This window comes from Pseudomonas sp. 1 (assembly GCF_056626735.1).
The window spans coordinates 1-23900 of record NZ_JBWXMQ010000008.1 but is presented as its reverse complement, the minus strand read 5'-3'; the positions used below and the strand labels follow the sequence as shown (position 1 = coordinate 23900).

Genomic DNA, 23900 nt, shown 5'->3' with positions numbered 1-23900 from the left:
AGGATTCTCACTCTTCGAAGGTTCCTCGCGGAACGAGGCTGGGTGTTCAATGCACCTGCAACAGCAGCGTCATTGATACCACCCGCCTCCCTTCAACGACAGAATACGAAGGTATCGGAATCGTAAAAACACCCTAATCGCGGACGAGAAATTCGCGGGGCGATTCGCCCATCACCCGTCTGAACATTGCGCTGAATGCACTCTGGCTGGCGTAGCCCAGATCCCGGGCAATCAGCCCGACGGACTGCCCCTTGTCGAGCCGGTCGATGGCGGTCGCCAGCCGCACCTGCTGCAGCCAGTGGCGAAAATTCAGGCCTGTCTCATTGACGAACAAGCGAATCAGCGTGCGCGAACTGGCGCCGACCCGGTCTGCCCAATAGCCGATCGAATGGTCTTGTCCGGGGTCCTGCAGAATCGCCTCGCAGACCGTGACCAGTCGCCGGTCGAGCGGCCACGGCACTTCGATCGGCAACGTCCGCGCCGCCTGCAACTCATTGATTATCAGCGCCACGATGTGCGCGTTGCGCCCCTCCTGCGGATACTCGATCGGCTGCTCGGCCAGGGCCAGAATCAACTCGCGCAGCAGTCCGGGGATCTCCAGCACTTTGCAGTGAGGGCCCAGCCCGGCGCAGACCTGCGGGTCGATGTAGATCGAGCGCATTTTGACGGCGCTCAGCATCAACTGATCGTGGATCATTCCGGGCGGAATCCACAGCGCCCGCTTCGGCGGCAGGATCCACAACCCTCGTTCGGTGGCTACCCGCATCACGCCGTTCGAGGCATACAGCAACTGCCCGTGTCGATGTACATGCGGTTCGTTGTACTCGCCGGTGGCCTGATCGCGCACCAGCACGGTCATTACGCGCGGCACATCCTGATAGTCGGGATAACGTTCGCTGCGCGGCGCGGATTCTCGCTTTGCGACGACCTTTCGCACCTCTTGTTTCATCGAGTGTTTTCTCCTGAAAACAGACGTTGATCGTGGTAAAGCGGCGATTGTCACTTTGGCGACAAATCCTGGCATTTTCCATGGCCGGCCCATTGTTAGCCTTGCGCTCATTGTTCATCAATGAGGCCTTGACCATGGCAATCACCCGCAATCTCTCCGGCCACCAGCAGAGCGTCACGGCGGTGATCGGCCTGCTGATCCTGTCCATCGCCCTGCGTCCGCCGATCATCTCGGTGGGCCCGATTCTGCTGTTGATCCAGCAGCACTTCCAGTTGAGCTACACCCAGGCCGCGCTGCTGACCTCGATTCCCGACGTGTGCATGGGCGTGTTTGCATTGCTGGTTCCGAGCCTGGCCCGACGTTTCGGGATTGATCGCAGTGTCGTCGTCGCGCTGACACTGTTGGGCGCGTCCACCTTGCTGCGGGCGATCTCGCCAAACGCATTGTTCCTGCTCGGCAGTACGTTCTTCGCCAGCATCGGCATTGCCGTCGCCGGCGCGATGACCGGTGCGTGGATCAAGACCCACTTTGCGCAACGGCCGGCGCTGTTCATGGGCATTTATGCCGGCGGCCTGAGTCTGGGCGCGACCCTCGCGGCGGTGCTCAGTGCGCCGATTGCCGAGCTGGCGCAAGACTGGCGGGTCAGCGCCGGAGTCTGGAGCGTGCTGTGCCTCACTGCCATCGTCAGTTGGGTGTGGATGGCACGGCGTTTTGCGACACCGGCGCCAGCGGTGAAATCGCCGTCGAACCCGAGCAAACGCCTGCCATGGGGCAAGCTGCAGGCGTGGCTGATTGCGTTGAATTTCGGTGCCGGTCAATTCGTGGTCTACGCCCTCTTCGCCTGGATGGCGCCTGCCTCGGTGGAAGCGGCCACGTCGAGTATTTCCCCGGGCATCCTGCTGGGCATTTTTACGGCGGTGTTCGCCGTCGCCAGCGTGGGTGCGGGACTGATTCCGGGCAAGGCCCACGACCGGCGCGGTTTGCTCGGGTTGTCGGCGTTGCTGGCCCTGCTCGGGGTGGGCGGCATGGCGTTCCTGCCGGCGTACTCGCCGATGCTGTACGTGGTGCTCGCGGCCATCGGGTTGGGCATGGGTTTCACCGTGGCCATGACCTTGCCGCTGGATCACGCCAGCACCAGCGAACAGGCCGGATTGTGGACGGTGTTCATGTTGTTCATCGGTTACCTGATTGCCGCGCTCGGGCCGCTGTTGTTCGGTGCCCTGCGCGAATACGCCGGGCACTATGGCCCGGCGTACACCTTGCTGTTCGCGGTACTGCTGTTGATGCTCGGCATCACCCCGCTGCTCAGACTGGCACCGGCAAGATCGCCGCAGGTGTCCGCTGCCTGAGCGCGAAGTGACAGACCTGCGACGCGCCTCGGCACGTCGCAGGGTTTCAGTTGGCCGCCGCGGCTTTTTCAATCAATCGGGCCACTGGCGCCGGGTTCGACACCATCACCACGTGAGAGCCGCCCTTCACCACCTCGACCGCCTTGGCATCTGCACGCTTGGCCATGAACGCCATCGCCTGGGGCGGGATGTTCTTGTCCTTGTCGCCGTAGATGTACCACGACGGAATATGCTTCCAGGCCGGCGTTCCGGCCTGTTCGTTCAGCGCCGCTTCGGTCACCGGGCGTTGGGTCGCAGCCATCAGGGCCGCTTGTGCAGCCGGCACGTCGGCGGCGAACTGGTCGTGGAATTTGCTCTGCTGGATGTACAAGTCCTTGCCGCCATCGGCCAGCGCAACGGGTGGCGCCAGCGTTGGCCCGAGGGTGCTGCCGGGAAACTTGCCGGCGAGTCCTGCGACGGTCTCACCCGTTTCGGGGGCGAAGGCGCTGACGTACACCAGTGCTTTGACATTGGCATGATCGTTGGCTGCCTCACTGATGACGTTGCCGCCATAGGAGTGACCGACCAGCACCACCGGCGACTGGATGCTGCTCAGCAATGCCGATACCGCTGCGCCATCGCTCTTGACGCCGCGCAACGGATTGGCGGCGGCGATCACCGTGTAGCCATCCTTCTCGAGAATTTTCGCCACGCCATTCCAGCTCGACGCGTCGGCAAACGCACCGTGCACCAGCACGACCGTGGGTTTGGCGGTTTGGGCGAAGGCATTGGCGCCCAGGCACAGGCCGGCAGCGATGCTGAGTGCAGTCAGTGTTTTTTTCATGTGGATGTTCCTCGTATGACAGATTCAGGGGGCGTATCGGGTGAAGACAAAATCGTGGTTCTGCACCCGCGCCTGATGGCAGGCAAAGCAGGTCTGGTGCTGGGCTTCATCGGCGGGTTTGCCGTTGATGAACCGGCCGAATCCCCAGCCACCGGTCGAGGCGTATTGGCGCGAGTCCTTGACCATCACCTGAACGGTGGTGGCCGCCCCCGGAATCGAGGCTGGCTCGAATTCCGGCGACTGCACGTGCTTCCACGCCAGCTTCACCAGCACCGTGCCCTCGGGAAACGGCAGCGTCTTGCCCTGGTAAGCCTTGATCGCCCGGTCATTGCCCAGTACCGCGCGCAGTTCATTCAGCGGCGCGGCTTCCTGTGCCGGAGCAATCAGTGCCCACTGGCGGTAGTTTTTCGGCAGCTTCACGCCGTAGATCGGCGACGCTTCGCCGTCATCGGCCTGGCCCAAAGCGACACCGGCAGCCGCCAGTGCCGCGAGCGCAATGGCCGCTGGCAGCACGGCCCAATGGTTGAGTTTCATCGTCGGATCCCCTTCAGCCAGCGATCAGAGATGATCGGCATCGATCACCGCCTGAGCGAACGCCTGCGGCGCTTCTTGTGGCAGGTTGTGGCCGATGCCGCCGCTGATCAGCCGGTATTCGTACTTGCCAGTGAAGCGTTTGGCGTAGGCCTCGGCCGGTGGGTGCGGCGCGCCATTGGCGTCGCCTTCGAGGGTGATGGTCGGCACGCCGATCGAGGGGAATGCCGCCAGTTTTTTCTCCAGCGGATCGTATTGCGCCTCCCCTTTGATCAGTCCCAGGCGCCAGCGATAGTTGAAGATCGACACGGCGACGTGATCCGGATTCTGCAACGCGGCGGCACTGCGGTCATAGGTGGCGTCGTCGAAGTTCCATTTCGGCGAGGCCAGCTGCCAGATCAGTCTGGCGAAGTCATGGGTGTTTTTTTCGTAGCCCAGGCGGCCGCGCTCGGTCGCAAAGTAGAACTGATACCACCACTGCAACTCCGCCGCCGGCGGCAGCGGCGTCTTGCCGGCGTCCTGGCTGCCGATCAGGTAACCGCTCACCGCCACCAGCGCTTTCACCCGTTCGGGCCAGAGCGCGGCGACGATGTCGGCGGTGCGCGCGCCCCAGTCATAACCGCCGAGCACGGCCTGCTTGATCTTCAGTGCGTCCATGAAGTCGATCAGATCCTTCGCCAGCGCCGCCGGCTGACCGTTGCGCACGGTTTTGGCAGACAGGAAACGTGTGTCTCCATAGCCGCGCGCGTAAGGAATCAGCACCCGATAACCCTTCTGCGCCAGTGCCGGTGCCACGTCGGTGTAGCTGTGAATATCGTATGGCCAGCCGTGCAGCAGGATGACCACCGGACCGTCGGCGGGCCCGACTTCGGCGTAGGACACGTCCAGCAATCCGGCCTTGACGTGTTTCAGCGCGCCGAAGGATACGTTGGTGCCGGCGGTAATGGCGTCGATCTTGCCGGCGGGCACTTCGGTGGCGCTGGCGTATGCCGAGGCAATGCCCAGCGCAAGCGCCAGCATCGAAACGGTGAGCAAGCGCCGGGATGGGGTTAGAGCATTAGAGTCAGTCATGCCGAGTCTCCCTCGTGAACCGCCGGGCGGCGGTTCCGTTCTTTGGTTTGAAGGGCTTGCGGATTGAAGGGTTAGCGCGCTGCCTGCGCAGCGGTTTTCTGCGCAGCCGCACGCAGTGGCCGGAAGGCTTCGCGCAGTTCTTCGCTGAACAGTTGCGGTTGTTCCCATGCCGCGAAGTGCCCGCCCTTGCTGACTTCGCTGAAGTAGGCCAGCGAGGGATAGGCGCGCTGCGACCAGACTTTCGGCGCACGGTAGATCTCGTGGGGGAATACGGTGATCGCCACCGGCACCTTGATGTCCGCGGTCTTCTGCGCGGCGGCGCTGAAGTTATTGTTGTTGTTCTCCCAGTAGAAACGGGAGGACGACGCCCCGCTGTCGGTCAGCCAGTACAGGCTGATGTCGTCGAGCATTTCATCGCGGCTCAGGACTTTCTCGGGCTGACCGTCGCTGTCGGTCCACGCGGCAAATTTTTCGTACATCCACGCTGCCGTGCCGGCGGGCGAGTCGGCCAGCAGATAGCCGATGGTCTGCGGCCGGGTCACCATCATTGCGCCGTAAGCGGCGTTGCGGCCGAAGAACTGGCTGAGCGAATTGAAGGCCGTGACCTCCGGTGCGGTCAGTCCCGCTGGAGCCGGATCACCGCTGTTGATCGGTTTGACCAGTTCCGGCGGCACGGTGGCCGGCATGTTCAGGTGGATGCCCAGCAAGCCGGGCGGCGCCAGGCGGCCCAGCGCATCGGAAATCACCGAACCATGATCGCCACCCTGGGACACGTAATGGCTGTAGCCCAGACGTTGCATCAACACATCCCAGGCCTTCGCCACCCGGTCAGGCCCCCAGCCGAGTTCGGTCGGCTTGCCGGAAAAACCATGGCCGGGAATCGACGGGATCACCACATCGAACGAGTCCTCGACCTTGCCACCGTAGGCCACGGGATCGGTCAGCGGACCGATGGTCTTGAGGAACTCGAACTGCGAACCCGGCCAGCCGTGGGTGAGGATCAGCGGCATCGCATTGGGATTGCGCGAGCGCACATGAATGAACTGGATATCGACGCCGTCGATGGTGGTCACGAATTCCGGCAAGGCGTTGAGCTTCGCTTCGGCCTTGCGCCAGTCATAGCCATTGCCCCAGTACTTGACCAGTGCCTGGACCTGCGCCAGTTGCACACCCTGGGACACGTCGTTGACCGTTTCCTTGTCCGGCCAGCGGGTGTCGGCAATGCGTTTGCGCAAGTCGCTCAACTTCGCTTCGTCGACATGCACGGTGTACGGGCGAATGGCTTGCGATGAATCCGCGGCCGGCGTCGTGGCCCAGGCGCCGCTGCTGCCAGCGAGTACGGCAAGGCCGAGCGCGCCGCCCCTGATGGATGACGCCAGGCAATGGCGCCAGGTGAGACCGGACAGAACCGCAACCATGATGGATCTCCTTGTAGTCATTATTCGAAAGGCATCGCCAATCGGATCAGACCACCGCGCTGGCATCGGGACGATTACACGATGGTGTCGGTCGATACCTTGGTATGACGCGCTGGCCTGGCGCGCAAAATCGCGCTCGAATTCAGCAGCGGTTAACGGGCAGAATGCGGCGGGGAAACGGCCCATTTGAATGACAGAGCGGAACAAGGATTGCGGATGCGTGGGGAAACAGCGCTCGAACGCCTGAGCACTACGCCATCGACCACTTCGCAATGGTGGGTGATCGGGCTGTGCATGCTGTTCAACGTGATCGACGGACTCGACGTGATGGCCATGGCCTTCACCGCCAGCCGGGTAGCGGCGGAGTGGGCGTTGAACGGCGCGCAACTGGGCCTGTTGTTGAGCGCAAGCCTGGTCGGGATGGCGCTCGGTTCGTTGCTGGCTGCGCCCAGGGCCGACCGCTTCGGGCGCAGACCTTTATTGCTTGCCGGCCTGCTGCTCAGTGGCCTGGGTATGTTGCTGTCGTTCTGGAGTCCGGATCATCACGTGCTGATGTTCCTGCGTCTGCTGACCGGCATCGGCACTGGGGCGGTGCTGGTCGGCGCGAACGTGCTGACGTTCGAACACGCCAGCCCGCAGCGGCGCAATCTGGCCGTCGCGTTGCAATCTCTCGCCTTCGCCATGGGCGCCAGTCTGGGCGGTGTGCTGGCGCATGGACTGAATGACTTGATGGGCTGGCGGTATGTCTTTCTCGCCGGGGGCTGCATCACGCTGGCGGCGGCGTTGGCCGGTGTCTTTTGGCTGCGAGAGTCGCCGTCATTTCTGGCACTTGAACACCGCGCGCCAATTCCTCCTCTATCGCCTGACGACGTCAGCCAGCCGTTTTCACCCGGTCAGTGGCAACAGACTCTGTCGCTGGCACTGGCACTCTTTCTGTTGATGTTCTGCTTTTACTTCGTGATGAGCTGGACGCCGGCCCTGTTGGTCGACAATGGCTTTACCGACCAGCAAGGCGCCCGGATCGGGATGCTTTTGGCGCTGGGTGGCATGCTCGGCGCCCTGTTTCTGGGTCTGGCAGCCAATCGTTTCGGCTGCCGACGTTTGTTGTCGGGTTTTCTGCTGCTTGACGCAGCACTGCTGCCGCTGATGGTACCGGCCTCGCACGTTCCCGGTCTGGCGGCACTCGTGGCGGTCACGCTGGGGCTGATGCTCAATGGTGCAGTCGCGGCTCTGTTTGTCCTGGCCCCTCAAGCGTTCTGCACGTCGGTTCGCACGACTGGCGTCGGTGTGGTGCTGGCGATGGGGCGTCTGGGGGCGATCATTTCGCCGGTGGTCGCCGGGTTTCTGCTGGATGCCGGATGGACCGCACAACACCTGTTCATGTTTTTCGCCGGTAGCCAGGTGTTGGCGGTCCTGCTGATCCGGCGTGGCACTAGGGAACGATGATCAGCTTGCCCGTCGTGTTGCGCGACTCGATATCGCGATGGGCCTGTTGCGCATCATCCAGTGAATAACGCTTGCCGATCACGGCTTTCAGTTTGCCGGCACTGACCCACGCGAACAGTTGCCGGGATTTTTCCAGCAGCACCTCGCGGTTGCGCACGTAGTGCATGACCGAGGGATACGTCAGCTTGATGCTGCGCGGCATGCTGAAGATATCGATCGGCGGTGTCGGGTTCATGAACGGTCCGTACAAGGCCAGTGTGCCGAAGTAGTCCAACATCTCCAGCGAGTCGGCGAAACCTTCCGCGCCCGTGCCGTCGTACACCACATTCACCCGCTGGCCGTCGGTCAGGCGCAGGACCTGTCCGGCAATGTTTTGCGCCCGCCCGATCACCACATAGTCCGCCCCCGCCGCGAGTACCGCCTCGACCTTGTCGGCATGAGAAACCCGGCCTATGACCTTGCCGCCCAGCAGTTTGATCAGTTGGGTCAGCATCAGCCCCACGCCCCCGGCCGCCGCATGCACGAAGGCTACGTCGCCCGGCTGGATCGCATGCACCTTGTCCACCAGATTGCTGGCGGTCAGGCCTTGCATCATCAGGCTGGCGGCGGTGGTGAAGTCGATCTCGTCCGGCAACGGCACCAACTGGCTGACCGGGGCGATCACCTGTTCAGCGTAACTGCCCGGCACGTAATGCCAGGCCACGCGGTTACCGACACTGAACTCCGTCACCTGCGGGCCGGTGGCCAGAACGATGCCGGCGCCTTCTGCGCCCAGTGTCAGCGGCAGTTCCCAGGCAGCGCCGAGCCCGCGTCGGGCACCGGTGTCCATGAAATTGATACCTGCCGCCATGACCTTGACCAGGACCTGTCCGGGCCCCGGTTCTGCCAGTTGAATGTCTTTCACCATCAAGACTTCAGGCCCGCCGAAGGCCTCGATTACCACTGCTTTCATAATGTTCTGCCCTGTCAAAGGGACGGCCTGTCCTGCTGCCTTTGCGGTGGCAGGAGTGCGGACGTCACATCGTTTTCATTCAATCGTCGGAGGACGTTGAAACCAGGGCCAAGACTGCGCGGCGGATGTATCCTCGCGGTTTCTCGAACAGGCTGATTTGCATGTTTGTATGGCTCGAGGGGCCGTAGATACAGTGGCTTACAAAAGTGCCACTGTGATGTCCGTCGCAGCGTGCGATGGCGGCCGATATTCGCGACGGGCGACACCAAAGTATGATGGGCGCGCGCCATCCGAAGGCGCATCTTTGTTCAACGGTGACTGCACACAACGAGAATCGGTATGACGAACGAGCAGGAGCGCGTCATCGAGGACGCTTCAGGCCGCGCGGATGACGCGGTCATGCCAGCGCCGGGGGTCGAAGCCATCATCGACAGCATCCCGGCCATGGTCGCCTTCATGACGCCTTCCGGTGAGCTGGAACAGGTCAACCGGCAAATCATGGACTACATCGGCGCCCCGCTCCACGAACTGAAAAAATGGCAGACCAGCGAAACCGTGCACCCGGACGACCTGCCCTCGGTCATCGCCGCGTGGATGCATTCAGTCGGCACCGGCACACCCTATGAGAACGAGCATCGCATCCGTCGCGCCGACGGTGTCTATCGCTGGTTCCATGTGCGCGGCCTGCCGATCAGAGACAACGAAGGTGCCATTACGCGCTGGTGTGTGCTGCAGGTCGATATCGATGAACGCCGGCGGGACAAGATCTTGATCGCCAGTGCCCTCGCCGAAGTCAGCGCTTCGGAAGAACGTCTGCGCGGGATCATCGATGCCGTTCCCGGTTTTGTCTGGAGCGCTTCGCCTGAAGGCAGCGTCGGTTTCGTCAATCAACGCTGGTGCGACTACACCGGCATGTCCCTCGAACAGGCTTGCGGCCATGGCTGGACGGCGTCCATCCACCCGGACGATGCGCCGGGGCTGGCGGTTTACTGGCAAACGATTCTGCAATCGGGCAACGCCGGTGAGTACGAGGCCCGCCTGAAGCGCTTCGACGGGGTTTACCGCTGGTTTCTGATCCGCGCCGTGCCCCAGCGCGATGACACCGGGCAGGTCGTGCGCTGGTACGGCGAGAACACCGACATCGAAGACCGCAAACGGGCGGAAGTCTTTCTGGCCAAGGCCCAGCGCCTGAGCGCCACCGGTACGTTTTCCTGGCGGGTGAGCACCGACGAGATCACCTGGTCGGACGAGGTCTACCGCATCCTTGAACTGGACCCGGACACCCCGCCCGGCTTCGATGCGATCTATCGCCGCGTGCACCCGGACGACATTTCCAGCCATCGGGAAATGATCAAGCGCCAGCGCCGCAAGGGGCGTGACTTCGAACATGAGCACCGGCTGCTGATGCCCGACGGCACGGTGAAATACGTGCGGCTGGTGGCGCACTCGATCCCCCACGCACCGGACGGTTTCGAATACATCGCCGCGCTGCAGGACATCACCCAGCGCCGGCTTGCCGAAGAGGTCTTGAGCAAAGCGCGCTCGGAACTGACTCACCTGGCCAGAGTCGCCAGCCTCGGCGCGGTCACGGCGTCGATTGCCCACGAGGTCAATCAACCGCTGGCCGGCATCATCACCAACGCCAGCACCTGCCTGCGCATGCTCGGTGCCGACCCGCCGAACGTCGATGGCGCCAGGGAAACCGCGCGCCGCACCATTCGCGATGGCAATCGTGCTGCCGATGTGATCAACCGACTGCGGGCGCTGTTCTCGAAGAAAAGCATCACCATTGAAGACGTCAATCTGAATGACGCGGCACGGGAAGTCATCGCCATGCTGCTGGGCGAACTGCAACGCAATGGTGTGGTGCTGCATCCGGAGTTTGCCGAAGCCCTGCCGCTGGTCAGGGGGGACCGGGTTCAGCTTCAGCAGGTGATCCTCAACCTGATCATGAATGCCGCCGAGGCCATGAGTGCGATCCACGACCGGGCCCGGCAATTGATCGTCAGCACCGGTCTGGCGCCGGACGAGAGCGTTTATCTGGCGGTGAAGGACAGCGGCAACGGCGTCGATCCGCAGGACATCGAGCGCATCTTCAATGCCTTCTACACCACCAAAAGCTCGGGCATGGGCGTTGGTCTGTCCATCAGTCGCTCCATCATCGAGCGCCACGACGGCAAACTCTGGGCGACCGCCAACGATGGCCCGGGCGCGACGTTTACCTTTGCCATCCCGAATTCGACGGACTTGCCGCAAACCGCTAACCGCGACCTCACCGATCGCACCGTGGAGAATGATTGATGGGTACGCATTTGCTCGTATCGGTGGTCGATGACGACGAATCGGTTCGTGAATCACTGCCTGACCTGATCAAGGAATTCGGCTTTACCGTCCAGGCATTTGCCTCGGCGCAGGCGTTTCTGTCATCGCCCTACCTGGACCTGACGCATTGCCTGATTCTCGACGTGGCCATGCCCGGCATGTCGGGCCCCGATCTGCAACGGGAACTGCTGCGCCGTGACTATCGCATTCCGGTGATTTTCATCACGGCTCACGGCGACGCCAGCGAACAGGCAAAGCTGCTGAACAGTGGCGCGGTGGAGTGCCTGTTCAAGCCGTTCAGCGAAGCTCAATTGCTCAAGGCCCTGAGTGCCGCCCTGCCCCTCGACTGAGCGTGCAGCCGAACAGAACAAGGAATCGACATGTTGAACGCGAACAACGCAATGGCCCTTTCTCGTGGAGCAATACCGATGAGTGATGTCACGCCCGTCGTATTCGTTGTCGATGACGACATTTCCGTGCGCGAGTCGCTGGAGCTGATGATCCGTTTCGCCGGATGGCAGCCACGGCTGTTTGAGTCCGCGCAGGAGTTTCTCGACGCGCCTCGGACGCTGGTGCCCAGTTGTCTGGTGCTGGACATCAACCTGCCCGACCTGAGCGGCCTGGACCTGCAGACCGCCCTTGCCGATGAACGTCACAACATGCCGATCATCTTCATCACCGGCTACGGCGATATTCCGCGCACGGTGCGGGCGTTGAAGGCCGGCGCGGTGGAGTTTCTGACCAAACCGTTCAACGACGAGGTGATCCTCACCGCCATGGCGGATGCGCTGCAAAGCAGTCGCGTGGCGCTCGAGGGCGAAAAGAACCTGCGCTCCCTGCTCGAGGCCTACAAGACCCTGACACCGCGCGAGCAGGAGATCATGGCTTCGGTGGTCAGCGGACGGCTGAACAAACTGATCGCCGCCGACCTCAACATCAGCGAAATCACCGTCAAGGCCCATCGCGGCAAGGTGATGCGCAAAATGAAGGCCCGCTCGCTGGCAGACCTGGTGAAAATGGCGGCACTGATTACGCCGGCGTAGCAGGCAGGCTCTGCCAGAAGCGTTCCAGCCGCCGCAGATCGAGGCTGTCGAAGCCTTCCGAAGCCTGCTCGCGGCAGGCGCCGAGCAACTCCCGGGCCTGATCCGGTCGACCCTGCTCAAGCCAGAACCGCGCCAGATCCATCGATGACCGCAACTCCCACGCCCACGCGCCCTGCTCGCGGCTCAGCGCTATGGAGTCCTCAAGAACCGCCAGCATGGCCTGGTCATCATCGACGTGGATGGCCTTGAGAATACCGGCCTTGATTCGCAGCAACTCCGGCAGTGCAAAAGCATCGCCGCTTCGACGGCAGTGATCGATGGTGCCTTCGACCTGCGTCAGGGCCTTTGCGTGTTGCCCCCCCAGAATCAGGCCCTCGGCCAGTGCAATTTCGAATGAAGTGGTAAGCAGTTCGTATCGCATGCCGCGCAACCGCGCCAGACTCTCTTCCAGCATGGCAACTGCCTCCCCCGGCTCTTCGGCGCGGATGGCGATCGCCGCGCGCAACCCGTGGCAGGCGGCAATATAGGGGCCGAGTGCGTTGGTTTCGGCGATGGTACTGAACCGTTCGAGGCTGGCAGTTGCCTTCGCCAGATCACCGGTCCAGACATAGATGCACAGAATCCAGACCATTGCGATGCAGTAAGTGACCGGATGCTGCAGCGCCGACGCTTCGGCCTCGATCTGCTCGGCCCGGCGCCGGGCCTGATCGGGGTAGCCCTGCAGCCAGAGTGAACGCGCCAGCGCCAGGCCCGTGCGATTGCGATGATCGAAGCCGTAGTAAATCGTGTTGCTGGGATGAGACGGCAAGCTGTTGCGCAGCGAGCTTTCCAGCTCCTCACGGGCCAGACGCTGGTTGCCGAGCAGATGATGGGAGATGCCGGTCAGCGATGAGGCAATCGCGATGGCAGCGGGCTCGTTGAGAATGTTGCCGACCACGGCGGCCTGCTCTGCCCACGCCAGCGACGAAGGGAAATCACCGATGCGCTCGTAGAAGATCTGCAAGCGGCCCAGCAGCCGCAATTGTGAGCCGTAGTCATTCAGCGCGACTGCAATGTCTTGGGCGCGAAGCAAGGCTTTTTCGGCGGCTTCACTGTTGCCTCGGGTGAACATCAGCACAAGCCCGAGCGCGGCTTGCAGTTCCATTTCGGTGGGCGTGCCGTAGTATCCCAGCTGCAGCAGCTCCACCGCCCGGGAGCACCAGGTGCGGCACTCGACCAGCAATGAAAAATGCAGGAACAACGGCGCGCTCGCAGCCGCCAGCGGCAACGCCAGCCCTGGATCGCCGTGGGGGCCGAAGCTCCATTCCAGCGCACCGCGAACATTGCCCAACTGGCTGGCCAGGCGCGCCGAATTACGGAAAATCTCGTCGGGGGAAGTCCCCAGATGCCCAAGCAGATCCATGTAAAACGCTGCGTGCCGGAACGCCAGCGTATTGACCTCGGCGTCGCCCCGCGCCGTCAACTTCTCCCGGGCATAGGCGCGCGTCATCTCCAGCAATCGATAAGAATCTGTCGAATCGCTGTGATCGACCGTGACCAGCCCCTTGCACACCAGATCGTCAAGGATCGCGGCCGCCGCAGCGCTCCCGTGTTGCGACTCGGCCACCACCTGAGCGGCGGCTTCCTGGGAAAACGGCCCGACAAAGACCGAAAACCGCTCCAGCGCCAGACGCTCTTGCGGCGACAACAAGTCATAACTCCAGTCGAGCATGGCGCGCAGGGTCTGATGGCGCGGCACCGCCGTCCTGCGCCCCGACCAGCCCAGCGAAAAGCGCTCACCGAGCAACGCGTGGGTGGCCTTCAATCCGTGGCTGGCGACCCGCATCGCCGCCAGCTCGATCGGCAACGCCATGCCCTCCAGCCGCTGGCAAATGTCCGCAATCATTTGCCCTCCGCCCGCTTCCAGCAACAGCGCCGCATTGCTCGACGATGCGCGTTCGACAAACAGCTTGATGGCCGGAAATGCCAGCAGTTCCTCAACCGAAAGGTGTTGCGACTCACGGGGAAATTCCAGCGGATTGAGCCAGTGCACGTATTCGCCACGCACCCGCAGCGGTTCACGGCTGGTGGCCAGAACCCCGACATCCGGCGCGGTATCGCTGATCTGCTCCAAGAGCGTCGACACCGCGTCGATCAGGTGTTCGCAGTTGTCGATCACCAGCATCAACCGCTGCTCACGCAAATGTGCGAGCAGGACGAACATCGGGTCCTCCGCCTGCACCGGAATGTCCAGTGATCGGGCCAGCGCCGACGGCACCAGCGCACAGTCTTCCACCTGCGCCAGATCGACGAAGCAGACGCGCTCGTAGCCTTGGGCGGCAATGCGATGCGCCACTTCGATGGCCAGGCTGGTCTTGCCGACACCACCGGGGCCGACAATGGTAAACAGTCTTGGTTGCTGCATGTGGTCGATGACCAGTTGCAGGTCGGTCTCGCGGCCGATCAGTCTGGCCCGGGGCGGCAAACTGCAGACGCCCTCGGTGGCTAGGGACACGATGGGCGTCGGTTGAACAGCAGTCTGTTTTCTTTCCAGCGGCGCGACGAAGGCATAACCCACACCCACCTGAGTCGCGATGTAGCGCGCCTGCTCCTCGCCATCCCCGAGAATCCGTCGCAAACCGGTCATATGAAAGCGCAGGCTGCCTTCAGCCACCACGCTGTCGGGCCAGACTTTGTCGATCAAATCGTACTTGGACAGCACGCGCCCCGGTTGCTCGAGCAAGGCAATCAGCAGATCCAGAGCACGTCCGCCGATCTCGACCGCCCTCCCGTTGCGGGTCAGCAGCCGTTTGCCTGGTACGACGCAGAACGGACCGAACATGAATTCAGTCGTGAGGGATTCGTGCAATGCGTCCGGAAAAGACTCCACGAGGATCGATCTCTCTAAAAAGCATAGGGGCGGCGCCGGTTACAGGCAGCCAGCGCAGACCCTTTGCATCATAGGAGTTTTGCTCGACCGTTCAAGCGCGGCACGGGCAGAGTGAGAACCTCACCCCTTTATTTCACCCTTGCGAATGGCAATCTTGATGGCCTGAGCAGTGGTTGCCACCCCCAGACGCCGACGAGCCGAACGCAGGTGATTTTCCACCGTGCGTCCGGAGAGGCCGAGCGTAGCGGCGATGTCCGCCTGCCGGCGACCGGCAGCGACCCACGCCAGCACTTCGCGCTCGCGGGTCGAGAGCTTGCCGGACGTCTCGTCCAGCGGCGCTTCGAGCAAGCGTCGAGCGGAATAAAACGCCACCGAAGCGAGCATGCCCAGCGCCAGACGAATCCGCGCAGAAGCATCGATCTGCTCGCCACCCAGACTCATGGCGCCCTCAAGCCCTCGCGGGCCGAAGACCGGAATCTGCAAGCCATGCAGGCCAGGCCCGCTTGGCAAGCGAACCACCCGATAGAGTTCACCGCTCGGCTCCTGCACTTTGCTCCAGAAGAAGGATTCGCGGGTGTCCAGCAGATGGCGAGTCACGGGGCAGCGCTGAACATAGGTCTGGGCGTCGACAGCCATGTCGTCGCCGAACCAGTCGCCCTCCACCCAGTAAATGCGCTCGACCACGTCCTCTGCCGTCGAGGTGGCAGAGAACAGCACGAATCGATCGTAACCATAGGCCCCCGCGAAACCGCGGACGGCCTTCTGGATTGCCACCAGCGTGGGCGCCGCCTCGATCTCGAGGGCGGCGCGCAAGAGTGCTTCGGCAGGTCCGGGACTCACCCCGACGTGACCTCTTTCAGGAGCGCGGCGGCCGCCAGTTTGCCCAGCGCGTTGCCCGCCAGCGGACTGTCACCGGTCAGCAACTTGCGATCCTGAAGCGTGGCCCCGGAAATGTCCTGGTTAGTGATTTCCACACCGAGCGCCTGCAACTGCTCGCCGAACTTCCAGGTCAGGTGGCCCGGCATGTAACCGATGTCAGGGGTTGTCGCATCCAGGGCATCGGGAAACGCGCAAATCCGGTAACCGTTGAAGATGCACGAGTCTTTTGTTTCACCGAGGCCGGCCGCCAGCAGCGCCGCGGGGCCGTGGCACAGAGTGATGACGAATTTGTCCTTGGCGACGGCCCATTGCAGGACCTTTTTCACGTCCTCGCTTTCCGGCAGGCCGATCAGCGCACCGTGCCCGCCAGGGATGAACACGCCGATGTAATCCGAGTCCTCGCCCAGCGCGTCTTCGATCACCTGGGACAGTTTGAGCGGACGCTTGAACTGATCGCGATAGTGCTCGTAGAAGCCTTTCACTTCGGCGTCTTCGGAGGGCATGGCCCAGAATTCGAACTTGACCGGATTGCCCGACAGCGTCGCGACGTCGAAGCCAAAACCGGCCTTGTCCAGGTGATACATCGGCAGCAAGGTTTCAACCGGATGATTGCCCGTGGAGAACATGGTGCCGTTGTCGGTCAACAGATAGCGTTCGTCCGCGCCGATCATCAGGATCTTCCAGCGCCCGCCCTTGTAGCGATTGGGGTACTCGGCATCACTGAGATCGGATTTGGGCGAGGTGAACTGGCTGAGGGAATACGGCGAGGGGAAAAAAGCGTTGTCCTCAGCCGGATCGGGGGTTGGGCGCTTGTCGTCAGTCTGCGTGGTAGCCATGGTGCTCTCCATCGAAAGGGTCGATTGCCGAGCCCTCATGCTAGTAACGCGACGGTATTCCGGCAATGAGGGTTTTCCCTCAACGAGGACATGTCCGGGAACCTGCAAACCCTCAAGAGCGTCGTTAGATGGCAGAATCCCCGCAATTGATCGTTTCGGAGACCCACAATGCTTCGCCTGTTTGAACAACGGCTCGACCCCTTCCCGCCCGACGAAGCGCCGCCACCGCCGGTCGGTCTGGCGCGGTTTCTGTGGGCCTGCACCCGCGGTGCTCGTGGTTATATCCTCGCGCTGGCGCTGCTCAGTGCCGGTGTGTCGATCTACGAAGCCTGGTTGTTTTCCTTTCTGGGCCAGGTCGTGGACCTGCTCTCGAGCTGGCAGGCCGGCGGCGATGTGAACGGCCAAGAGAGCCGCGTGCTGTGGGGCATCGGCATCGTGCTGCTGACTAGCGTCGGGCTGGTGGCGTTGCGCACGATGGTTCAGCATCAGGTGTTGGCGATCAATCTGCCGCTGCGCCTGCGCTGGGATTTCCATCGACTGATGTTACGGCAGAGCCTTTCGTTCTTTTCCGACGAGTTTTCCGGCCGGGTCACGACCAAAGTGATGCAGACCGCACTGGCCGTGCGCGAGGTGTTGTTCACCGTCATCGAAATCGCCCCCGGCATCGGCGTTTACTTCATCGCGATCATCGCCCTGGCCGGCGGTTTCGCCCTGAAACTCATGCTGCCGTTCATTGCCTGGGTCGTGCTGTTCGGGCTGGCGATGCTGTATTTCGTGCCACGCCTGGGCCAGGTTGGACAAGAGCAGGCTCATGCGCGGTCATCGATGACGGGGCGGGTTTCAGATGCCTACACCAACATCACCACGGTGAAACTGTTCTCCCATTCCAAACGTGAAGCGCACTTTGCGCGGGCGGCGATGGAGGACTTCAAACAGACCGGTTTTCGCCAGATGCGTCTGGTCAGCCAGTTCGAGATCGTCAATCAGGCGCTGGTGGTCGGGCTGATCATGGGTGCCGGCGGTTACGCCTTGTGGCTGTGGCATCAGGGCGAAGTCGGTACCGGCGCCGTGGCGGCGATCACGGCCATGGCGTTGCGCATCAATGGCATGTCGCACTGGATCATGTGGCAGATGACGTCGCTGTTCGAAAACATCGGTACCGTGCAGGACGGCATGGGCACCCTGACCCGAGGCCCCAAGGTGCAGGATGCACCGGACGCCGGCGTGCTGGTGCCTTCCGGCGGTGCAGTGACTTTCGACAACGTGAGCTTCAACTACAACGGCGAACGCCAGGTGCTCGACGGCTTGAGCCTGAGCATCCAGCCGGGGGAGAAAATCGGTCTGGTGGGCCGCTCCGGTGCCGGCAAGTCCACGCTGATCAACCTGCTGCTGCGCTTCTATGACGTCGATCGCGGCGAGATTCGCATTGACGGGCAAAACATCGCACAGGTGACACAGGACAGTCTGCGCAGCGCGATCGGCATGGTCACGCAGGACACGTCCCTGCTGCACCGCTCCATTCGCGACAACATCGCCTACGGCCGACCGGACGCGACCGACGCGCAAATCCAGCGCGCTGCGGCGAACGCCCAGGCCGACGGTTTCATCAACCAGTTGAGCGACCGTCAGGGCCACACCGGCTACGACACGCTGGTGGGCGAGCGCGGCATCAAGCTTTCCGGTGGCCAGCGCCAACGTATCGCCATTGCACGGGTGATGCTCAAGAACGCGCCGATCCTTCTACTTGACGAGGCCACCAGTGCGCTGGATTCCGAAGTCGAAGTCGCCATTCAGGAAAGCCTCGATGAAATGATGCAAGGCAAGACCGTGATCGCCATCGCCCATCGTCTGTCGACGATTGCGGCGATGGATCGACTGATTGTCATGGATGAAGGGCGCATCATCGAGCAAGGCACTCACACTGAACTGCTGGCTAAAAACGGCACCTATGCGCGGCTGTGGCAGCATCAGAGCGGCGGGTTTCTGGGTGAGGACCAGGGCGTGGCCGAGACGCTGGATCAGGCATAAATCCGGGTCACGTTGATCAGCCCCGCGATGACCACTGTGGGGCTGATCGCCGCTGAGAGGATTAGGCAAGGCTCGAAGACAAACCGGCATAGGTGAACCATTTATCGCTGGCTACCATGACGGCACACCTGATTTGCGGAGAACGTCATGCCTGACACCAAAACCCTCTTCATCACCGGCGTCAGCAGCGGCTTCGGCCAGTCGCTGGTCAAGGAAGCGCTGGCTGCCGGTCACCGCGTCATCGGCACCGTGCGCAACGAAGCCGACCTGCAAGCCTTTCAGGCGCTGTCTATCGATAAGGCATACGGCGTGCTGCTGGATGTCACGGACTTCGACCGGATCGATAGCGTCGTGGCGACCGTCGAAGCGACCCACGGCCCGGTCGATGTGCTGGTCAACAACGCCGGCTACGGCCACGAAGGCATTTTCGAAGAATCGCCGCTGGAGGACATGCGCCGCCAGTTCGACGTGAACGTGTTCGGCGCGGTTGCCGTGACCAAGGCGTTTGTGCCGTTCTTTCGCCGGCGGCGGGCGGGCCATATTCTCAATATCACGTCGATGGGCGGCACGATCACCATGCCGGGCATTGCGTACTACTGCGGCAGCAAGTTTGCGCTTGAGGGCATCTCCGATACGCTCAGCAAGGAACTGGCGCCATTGAATATCTTCGTGACCGCCGTCGCGCCGGGTTCATTTCGAACCGACTGGGCCGGTCGTTCGATGCAGCGTACACCCCGCAGCATCGCTGACTATGACGCCAGCTTCGACCCCGTGCGCAAGGCGCGCGAAGACAAAAGCGGCAAGCAGCTCGGCGATCCGCAGAAAGCGGCGCAAGCGATGTTGCAGATCATTGCCAGCGCGGCTCCACCAACGCATCTATTGCTGGGCAGCGATGCATTGAGCCTGGTGCGCGACAAGCTGAAACGCGCCGCCAGCGAGATCGATCAATGGGAAACGCTGACGCGCTCCACCGACCATTGAACGGCCCACAGAGAGAACGCAATGAAACAGGCCGACTCAAGTATTTCTCGCATGGTGCAGCTGATGGAAGCGCTCGCACCGGTGGAGGGCTACAACCTCAGTGCACTGGAGGGCGTGCGCTTCCTGCGCTCGAACCGGCCACTGACTCGCACGCCGGTGCTGTACGATCCCGGCATCGTGATTCTCTGTCAGGGGCAGAAGCGCGGGTATCTGGGCAATGACGTCTACGTCTATGACGCTCAGCATTATCTGGTGGTGTCGGTTCCGATCCCCTTCACCATGGAGACCGATGCCTCTGAAGACGAGCCAATGCTCGCGATCTATATGCAACTCGATTTCCAGGTGGCCAGCGAGTTGATGCAGCAAGTGGATGACGTTCACGGTCCGAGCGGCGCACCACCCAAGGGCATGTTTGCCTCACCGATGGACGACCGCCTGCGCGCTTCGACGCTGCGTTTTCTCGAAGCCATGAGCACTCCGGGTGAGGCGCAGATATTGGGACCGTCGCTGTTGCGCGAGATCTATTACCGCATCCTGACCGGTGAACAAGGCGGTTCGATGCGTGCCGCACTCAATCGACAGGGACACTTCGGCAAGGTGACGCGGGCGATCCGCAAGATCCACAGCAGCTATCAGGAGCGCCTGGACGTCGAGCAACTGGCCCGCGAAGCAAGCATGAGCGTGCCCAGTTTTCACCTGCACTTTCGCAGCGTGACGGATGCCTCGCCCATGCAGTACCTGAAGTCGACGCGCCTGCATCAAGCGCGACTTTTGATGTTGCGCCACGCAATGACGGCATCAGCGGCGGCGTTCAGTGTCGGCTATGAAAGCGCCTCGCAGTTCAGCCGCGAGTTCAAACGTTTTTTCGGGCGAACGCCGCAGGCGGAGATTGAATGGATGAAGGCAACGTATGCGCTGCCTGCACCGACGTCGCCGTCTGTTTATGTGTCTTCGCATTGACGCCGTGCTCGGGCGCGCTTGATTAAACCGTTTCAGCCACCACGATCTGATTACGTCCAAGGGCTTTGGCCCGATACAAGGCTTTGTCGGCGTTGTTCATCAAACTGTGAAGATCCGAGTCTTCGTTCTGCATCGAAGCAACGCCCAGGCTGGCGGTGATGCGATGAACCGGGCCGGTCATGATCCTGGGCATGGTCACAATCAGGTTTTCCAGCAGCTCCAGCGCCTTCTCGATCGAGGTATCCGGAAGCAGGATCGCGAACTCTTCGCCGCCTAATCGACCATGCACATCGGTGTCCCGAAAATATGTACAGATGATGCTCCCCATCTGCTGCAAAACACGATCCCCGACCTGGTGGCCGTAGGTGTCATTGATGTGTTTGAAATGATCCATGTCCAGCATGACGGCACACATGTTCGACTGGCGTCGCCGGCACTCATCGAACAGTTGCTGTGCCCGCTCGAAAAACGCCCGCCGGTTGTTCAGGCCAGTCAGCTCGTCGGTTCGTGCGGCGAGCCTGGAGATGTTGTGCGCGCGCTCCATTTCCCGGGTCAGGCGAAAGGCCGCCTCCAGCGCTTCAGTCATTTTGCGCGTAGCACGGGCGACGAACGACGCAAAGACAAGGACCGCCAGCGCCATGCCCACTTGAAGCGTGGACGGCTGAAACAGCAGCCAGAACGTACACGGCAGCAGCACCAGTGCCACGGAGACCAGCGTCATGTATCGATAAGCCGAATAACAGGACACCGCGCTGACCGACATCCCGACCGTGAAGAGCATGACCAATGCCTGCGCCAACAGGTCATCGGCCGGCATGATGATCAACGCACCTGCGCCCCATATGCCGGCGGACAGCACCAGGGTTGCCCAGTATTTGCGCTCCCAGCGCTTGGGTGTTCGCTCGCTCTCATCGCTGCGAAACCAGGCGACGAACATCGATATACGCAACAACGTGGACACCGTCAGCAGGCCGAGCCACACGAAAATACAGGCTTGTTCAAAACGATCCCAACACAGCCCACAGAGCATGAGTGCGGCCAGGTAGCTGCCGATAACGGCTGAAACGGATTGGCGAAACAACTGATGCAATCGATCAGTGTTGACCTGCTCGTCGATCGAAGCGCCGTGCTCACGCCGAAGATCTGATAACTCCATTCGATCCACCCACGCCTGACTGCTACATAAAACCGACAGAAGCCCATTTCGGCGCCGCCCGTGACGACGCCTTTGATACGAAGGCGCCAGAATCTCGTTCTGGCGCCTGTCCTCCATCAATTCTCGTGCCTAAACGATGTGCAACGCCTTGAGAATGACCAGCGTACTGTCGGCAAACACTTGGGCCTGCCCGGTCAGTTCGGCAAGATTTTCTTCGGCGGTGGTCAGGGCCCTGCCATCCTTCAGCAGACCTTCGCCCTGGCCACCAATGATGCCCCATGCCAGTTGCGCCCATTCAGCCGGGTGCTTTTTGCCCTGCTTGATCGATATCAGGAACAACTGCTGGAAGCGACTGACCGTCACACCTCCCCCCGTCACTGGACTCGCCAGAGTCTGAATTTTGTTGCCATACAACGAACGCTTGCACAGCTGCAGATTGAGGGTATTGCAGCGGGCCTGCACCAGTTTTTCGGCTGCCTCGCTCTGACAGGGCGCCACGGCCCCCATGCCGATCAACACGTTGAGCGCCTGCTCCACATCCCCATAGCCCAATGAGGGCACGAGATCCAGCAAATGCCGCAGGGTCTTCGGCACATAAGCGTCATCCGCCAGTGCAGAGAGTACCGGACCATAGATTTCTGCCTGCAAAGTGGCTGCGCCTGCCGGACCGGTGACGTTGACCGGTACGCTCTCGGCCACCTGCAACAGGACGAAGCGCGTGCTGAGCATACGCTCGCGGTGCTCGGAGGCGGACAGTCTGTTGGCGCCGCGTACATAAAGGTCGCGCCGGAAACTCTGGTTCACAAAGTAGTCACGCGCCTGCTCACGCATGACGGGATGCTCGATACCTTCCAGAAAGTCCATGCCTTCGGCGCTCAGGTTGAGCGGGTCGACGGAGTCCAATGGCACGGCTGTCGTGGCGTAATCGAGCTTGGCGGACGCCAGGGCATCAACCACGTCGGTGAAATACATGCAGTTCCAGTCGCGATTGAAATACTCATGGGCGACGTACTGGCGATCCTGGCCTTTAATGCTCTGAAGCTTGGCATCCAGCCCAGGCGCCGAGTTGGCATATTTGGGGTTTGCAGCCAGCAGCGCTTCGGAAAACTGCAGCGCAGCGTCGATACGTTGATCAGGACGTACAGAGGCCGGACTGGCGAACCGGTCGTGCAAACTGAACAGTTGGCGCAAGGGTGCCTGAGGCGACCAGCCCGGGAAACAGTTGTAGCTGACGTAGAGCATTCCACCTGGCTTGAGATGACGGCGGACGAACTCCACGATCAGCTTGTGGTTGTCTCGACTGACCCAGGTCCAGATGCCATGCAGGCTGATGCTGTCGAACTGAGGTAAGTCATGACGGGCCAGCAATTGCTCGAAGCTATCGTCATACAGTCGCGCATCGCTGCCCCAGTCTCTGGCCAGAGCGATGGCATGGGACGCCTGCCCGGGGTGAAAGTCGGTGCCGACATAGGAGCCCGGATTGCCCGCAGCATGGATGTTGATCGAAACGCCCTGACCGAAGCCCAGCTCACAGTGGTAACCGTCCGTGCTTTCCAGCGTGGCGAAACCGCGCAACAGCAGGCAATAACGCTGGAAAACCGGATTGATTTCCCGGCTATACCCGTAGGTGTAGCCTTCGTCCGTGAAATATCCTTCGTTCCAGGCATTGCTCATGCGTGCACCCTTTTCTTATATCGGAAGTGAAAGTCGCTCTTATACGGGGTAGTCGTGGCGTATCACAAGAGGAAAAACGTCAGGCAAACGCGTCCTTGATAAACGCTTCCAACGTCGCCTCCTCCAGAATTTCAATCGAGAAGTGGCCAAAGCGTTTGGGCAGCCAGATGATGCGTGCCCCTGCCGGCGATTGCAGGTGTTCGCGAGCCAGCGGGTTACCGTTTTCATCTTCTGGCTGTACCCCATCGGCGACCAGTTCGTCGTAGGCTTTTTCGATGTCGGGAGTCGAATAGCAGTGGCGGTAGATCATGCCCTCGCCCGCGCTATCCAGGAGCTTTCGCAGATTCCCGGCCAATGGCTGGACCAGCATGAAACGCTCCTGCCCGATCAACGCAATCGCATATCGCACATGCAAGCCGCCCCGCTCCCACACCAGTGTCCTGGAGATTCTCGCCTTCAATATCCGAGCGTAGTACGCACAGGCTTCTTCGAGGTTATTGACGAGTACATCGACGTGACTGAACTGGAGTTGCATTGCCTGCCTCCTGGAAAACGGACGCTCATGGTAACCGTCAACGTGCTCGCTGACGCGAGCAAAAACTTTCCTGCAGGC

At 61.7% G+C, this 23900-nt stretch carries 20 protein-coding genes; 8 read left to right on the top strand and 12 right to left on the bottom strand.

Translation table 11 applies throughout. The annotated features are described in order from the left end of the window. Positions 1-133 precede the first annotated feature (133 nt). Positions 134-949: an AraC family transcriptional regulator gene (locus AC1MDC_RS13610; RefSeq protein ID WP_085703683.1), complete on the bottom strand. Its 816-nt coding sequence runs from the start codon at positions 947-949 to the stop codon at positions 134-136. A gap of 134 nt (positions 950-1083) precedes the next feature. Between AC1MDC_RS13610 and AC1MDC_RS13605 the strand changes: the two genes are divergently transcribed. Further along, on the top strand, positions 1084-2298 hold the full coding sequence (locus tag AC1MDC_RS13605; protein ID WP_480393139.1) for an MFS transporter: 1215 nt from the start codon (positions 1084-1086) through the stop codon (positions 2296-2298). A gap of 46 nt (positions 2299-2344) precedes the next feature. Here AC1MDC_RS13605 and AC1MDC_RS13600 read toward each other — a convergent pair whose 3' ends face one another. The 4 genes from AC1MDC_RS13600 to AC1MDC_RS13585 all read right to left on the bottom strand — a co-directional run bounded on the left by AC1MDC_RS13600 (position 2345) and on the right by AC1MDC_RS13585 (position 6141). Then, positions 2345-3121, bottom strand: coding sequence for an alpha/beta fold hydrolase (locus AC1MDC_RS13600; protein WP_227235290.1), 777 nt, complete (start codon positions 3119-3121; stop codon positions 2345-2347). Between the two features lie 24 nt (positions 3122-3145). Beyond that, entirely contained in the window at positions 3146-3655 is a 510-nt protein-coding gene (locus tag AC1MDC_RS13595; RefSeq protein WP_085703680.1) for a cytochrome P460 family protein, read from the bottom strand. Between the two features lie 24 nt (positions 3656-3679). After that, positions 3680-4723: an alpha/beta fold hydrolase gene (locus AC1MDC_RS13590; RefSeq protein WP_085703679.1), complete on the bottom strand. Its 1044-nt coding sequence runs from the start codon at positions 4721-4723 to the stop codon at positions 3680-3682. A gap of 71 nt (positions 4724-4794) precedes the next feature. Continuing rightward, a complete protein-coding gene (locus tag AC1MDC_RS13585) occupies positions 4795-6141 on the bottom strand; it encodes an epoxide hydrolase family protein (protein ID WP_085703678.1) in 1347 nt (448 codons plus the stop codon). A gap of 216 nt (positions 6142-6357) precedes the next feature. Here AC1MDC_RS13585 and AC1MDC_RS13580 point away from each other — a divergent pair, with 216 nt between their 5' ends. Then, positions 6358-7587: an MFS transporter gene (locus AC1MDC_RS13580; protein ID WP_480393138.1), complete on the top strand. Its 1230-nt coding sequence runs from the start codon at positions 6358-6360 to the stop codon at positions 7585-7587. Here AC1MDC_RS13580 and AC1MDC_RS13575 read toward each other — a convergent pair. Then, a complete protein-coding gene (locus AC1MDC_RS13575; protein WP_480393137.1) occupies positions 7574-8539 on the bottom strand; it encodes a quinone oxidoreductase family protein in 966 nt (321 codons plus the stop codon). The two genes, AC1MDC_RS13580 and AC1MDC_RS13575, sit on opposite strands and share 14 nt — an antisense overlap. 339 nt (positions 8540-8878) lie before the next feature. Between AC1MDC_RS13575 and AC1MDC_RS13570 the strand changes: the two genes are divergently transcribed. The 3 genes from AC1MDC_RS13570 to AC1MDC_RS13560 all read left to right on the top strand — a co-directional run bounded on the left by AC1MDC_RS13570 (position 8879) and on the right by AC1MDC_RS13560 (position 11904). Continuing rightward, complete coding sequence (locus tag AC1MDC_RS13570) at positions 8879-10840, top strand: PAS domain-containing sensor histidine kinase (RefSeq protein WP_480393136.1); 1962 nt, start codon at positions 8879-8881, stop codon at positions 10838-10840. Next, positions 10840-11211, top strand: a complete 372-nt coding sequence (locus tag AC1MDC_RS13565; RefSeq protein WP_480393135.1) for a response regulator — start codon at positions 10840-10842, stop codon at positions 11209-11211. The genes AC1MDC_RS13570 and AC1MDC_RS13565 overlap by 1 nt, the downstream gene beginning before the upstream one ends. Positions 11212-11289: 78 nt before the next feature. Further along, complete coding sequence (locus tag AC1MDC_RS13560) at positions 11290-11904, top strand: response regulator transcription factor (protein ID WP_085700404.1); 615 nt, start codon at positions 11290-11292, stop codon at positions 11902-11904. On the opposite strand, the gene AC1MDC_RS13555 is transcribed toward AC1MDC_RS13560, so the two are convergent. From AC1MDC_RS13555 to hchA, 3 genes are all read right to left on the bottom strand, one after another. Further along, a complete protein-coding gene (locus AC1MDC_RS13555; RefSeq protein ID WP_480393134.1) occupies positions 11891-14773 on the bottom strand; it encodes an ATP-binding protein in 2883 nt (960 codons plus the stop codon). The genes AC1MDC_RS13560 and AC1MDC_RS13555 overlap by 14 nt on opposite strands. 120 nt (positions 14774-14893) lie before the next feature. Further along, the gene (locus tag AC1MDC_RS13550) at positions 14894-15613 is read right to left on the bottom strand and encodes a PA1136 family autoinducer-binding transcriptional regulator (protein WP_480393133.1); all 720 of its coding nucleotides are present in this window, start codon (positions 15611-15613) and stop codon (positions 14894-14896) included. Next, entirely contained in the window at positions 15610-16488 is an 879-nt protein-coding gene (gene hchA / locus AC1MDC_RS13545; RefSeq protein WP_227235287.1) for a glyoxalase III HchA, read from the bottom strand. Before hchA ends, AC1MDC_RS13550 begins: the two co-directional genes overlap by 4 nt. 168 nt (positions 16489-16656) lie before the next feature. On the opposite strand from hchA, the gene AC1MDC_RS13540 reads away from it, so the two are divergent. The 3 genes from AC1MDC_RS13540 to AC1MDC_RS13530 all read left to right on the top strand — a co-directional run bounded on the left by AC1MDC_RS13540 (position 16657) and on the right by AC1MDC_RS13530 (position 20457). Further along, a complete protein-coding gene (locus tag AC1MDC_RS13540) occupies positions 16657-18516 on the top strand; it encodes an ABC transporter ATP-binding protein (RefSeq protein WP_085700408.1) in 1860 nt (619 codons plus the stop codon). 147 nt (positions 18517-18663) lie between these two features. After that, positions 18664-19497: an oxidoreductase gene (locus AC1MDC_RS13535; protein WP_480393132.1), complete on the top strand. Its 834-nt coding sequence runs from the start codon at positions 18664-18666 to the stop codon at positions 19495-19497. A gap of 21 nt (positions 19498-19518) precedes the next feature. After that, positions 19519-20457: an AraC family transcriptional regulator gene (locus AC1MDC_RS13530; protein ID WP_085700410.1), complete on the top strand. Its 939-nt coding sequence runs from the start codon at positions 19519-19521 to the stop codon at positions 20455-20457. A 22-nt stretch (positions 20458-20479) separates the two neighbouring features. On the opposite strand, the gene AC1MDC_RS13525 is transcribed toward AC1MDC_RS13530, so the two are convergent. The 3 genes from AC1MDC_RS13525 to AC1MDC_RS13515 all read right to left on the bottom strand — a co-directional run bounded on the left by AC1MDC_RS13525 (position 20480) and on the right by AC1MDC_RS13515 (position 23822). Then, complete coding sequence (locus AC1MDC_RS13525) at positions 20480-21613, bottom strand: GGDEF domain-containing protein (RefSeq protein WP_480393250.1); 1134 nt, start codon at positions 21611-21613, stop codon at positions 20480-20482. Positions 21614-21742: 129 nt separating this feature from the next. Beyond that, positions 21743-23287 (bottom strand): methyltransferase regulatory domain-containing protein, encoded by a 1545-nt coding sequence (locus tag AC1MDC_RS13520; protein ID WP_480393131.1) that lies wholly within the window; start codon positions 23285-23287, stop codon positions 21743-21745. A 79-nt stretch (positions 23288-23366) separates the two neighbouring features. Next, positions 23367-23822, bottom strand: coding sequence for a VOC family protein (locus AC1MDC_RS13515; RefSeq protein ID WP_085700413.1), 456 nt, complete (start codon positions 23820-23822; stop codon positions 23367-23369). Positions 23823-23900: the final 78 nt, after the last annotated feature.

What these genes read in the sequence shown, in the direction of transcription:
- AC1MDC_RS13515 (WP_085700413.1), bottom strand. Translation starts at nt 23,822, where the DNA reads ATGCAACTCCAGTTCAGTCACGTCGATGTACTCGTCAATAACCTCGAA.
- AC1MDC_RS13595 (WP_085703680.1), bottom strand. Translation starts at nt 3,655, where the DNA reads ATGAAACTCAACCATTGGGCCGTGCTGCCAGCGGCCATTGCGCTCGCG.
- AC1MDC_RS13530 (WP_085700410.1), top strand. Translation starts at nt 19,519, where the DNA reads ATGAAACAGGCCGACTCAAGTATTTCTCGCATGGTGCAGCTGATGGAA.
- AC1MDC_RS13585 (WP_085703678.1), bottom strand. Translation starts at nt 6,141, where the DNA reads ATGGTTGCGGTTCTGTCCGGTCTCACCTGGCGCCATTGCCTGGCGTCA.
- AC1MDC_RS13565 (WP_480393135.1), top strand. Translation starts at nt 10,840, where the DNA reads ATGGGTACGCATTTGCTCGTATCGGTGGTCGATGACGACGAATCGGTT.
- AC1MDC_RS13600 (WP_227235290.1), bottom strand. Translation starts at nt 3,121, where the DNA reads ATGAAAAAAACACTGACTGCACTCAGCATCGCTGCCGGCCTGTGCCTG.
- AC1MDC_RS13580 (WP_480393138.1), top strand. Translation starts at nt 6,358, where the DNA reads ATGCGTGGGGAAACAGCGCTCGAACGCCTGAGCACTACGCCATCGACC.
- AC1MDC_RS13610 (WP_085703683.1), bottom strand. Translation starts at nt 949, where the DNA reads ATGAAACAAGAGGTGCGAAAGGTCGTCGCAAAGCGAGAATCCGCGCCG.
- AC1MDC_RS13575 (WP_480393137.1), bottom strand. Translation starts at nt 8,539, where the DNA reads ATGAAAGCAGTGGTAATCGAGGCCTTCGGCGGGCCTGAAGTCTTGATG.
- AC1MDC_RS13535 (WP_480393132.1), top strand. Translation starts at nt 18,664, where the DNA reads ATGCCTGACACCAAAACCCTCTTCATCACCGGCGTCAGCAGCGGCTTC.
- AC1MDC_RS13540 (WP_085700408.1), top strand. Translation starts at nt 16,657, where the DNA reads ATGCTTCGCCTGTTTGAACAACGGCTCGACCCCTTCCCGCCCGACGAA.
- hchA (WP_227235287.1), bottom strand. Translation starts at nt 16,488, where the DNA reads ATGGCTACCACGCAGACTGACGACAAGCGCCCAACCCCCGATCCGGCT.
- AC1MDC_RS13605 (WP_480393139.1), top strand. Translation starts at nt 1,084, where the DNA reads ATGGCAATCACCCGCAATCTCTCCGGCCACCAGCAGAGCGTCACGGCG.
- AC1MDC_RS13525 (WP_480393250.1), bottom strand. Translation starts at nt 21,613, where the DNA reads ATGGAGTTATCAGATCTTCGGCGTGAGCACGGCGCTTCGATCGACGAG.
- AC1MDC_RS13520 (WP_480393131.1), bottom strand. Translation starts at nt 23,287, where the DNA reads ATGAGCAATGCCTGGAACGAAGGATATTTCACGGACGAAGGCTACACC.
- AC1MDC_RS13560 (WP_085700404.1), top strand. Translation starts at nt 11,290, where the DNA reads ATGAGTGATGTCACGCCCGTCGTATTCGTTGTCGATGACGACATTTCC.
- AC1MDC_RS13590 (WP_085703679.1), bottom strand. Translation starts at nt 4,723, where the DNA reads ATGACTGACTCTAATGCTCTAACCCCATCCCGGCGCTTGCTCACCGTT.
- AC1MDC_RS13570 (WP_480393136.1), top strand. Translation starts at nt 8,879, where the DNA reads ATGACGAACGAGCAGGAGCGCGTCATCGAGGACGCTTCAGGCCGCGCG.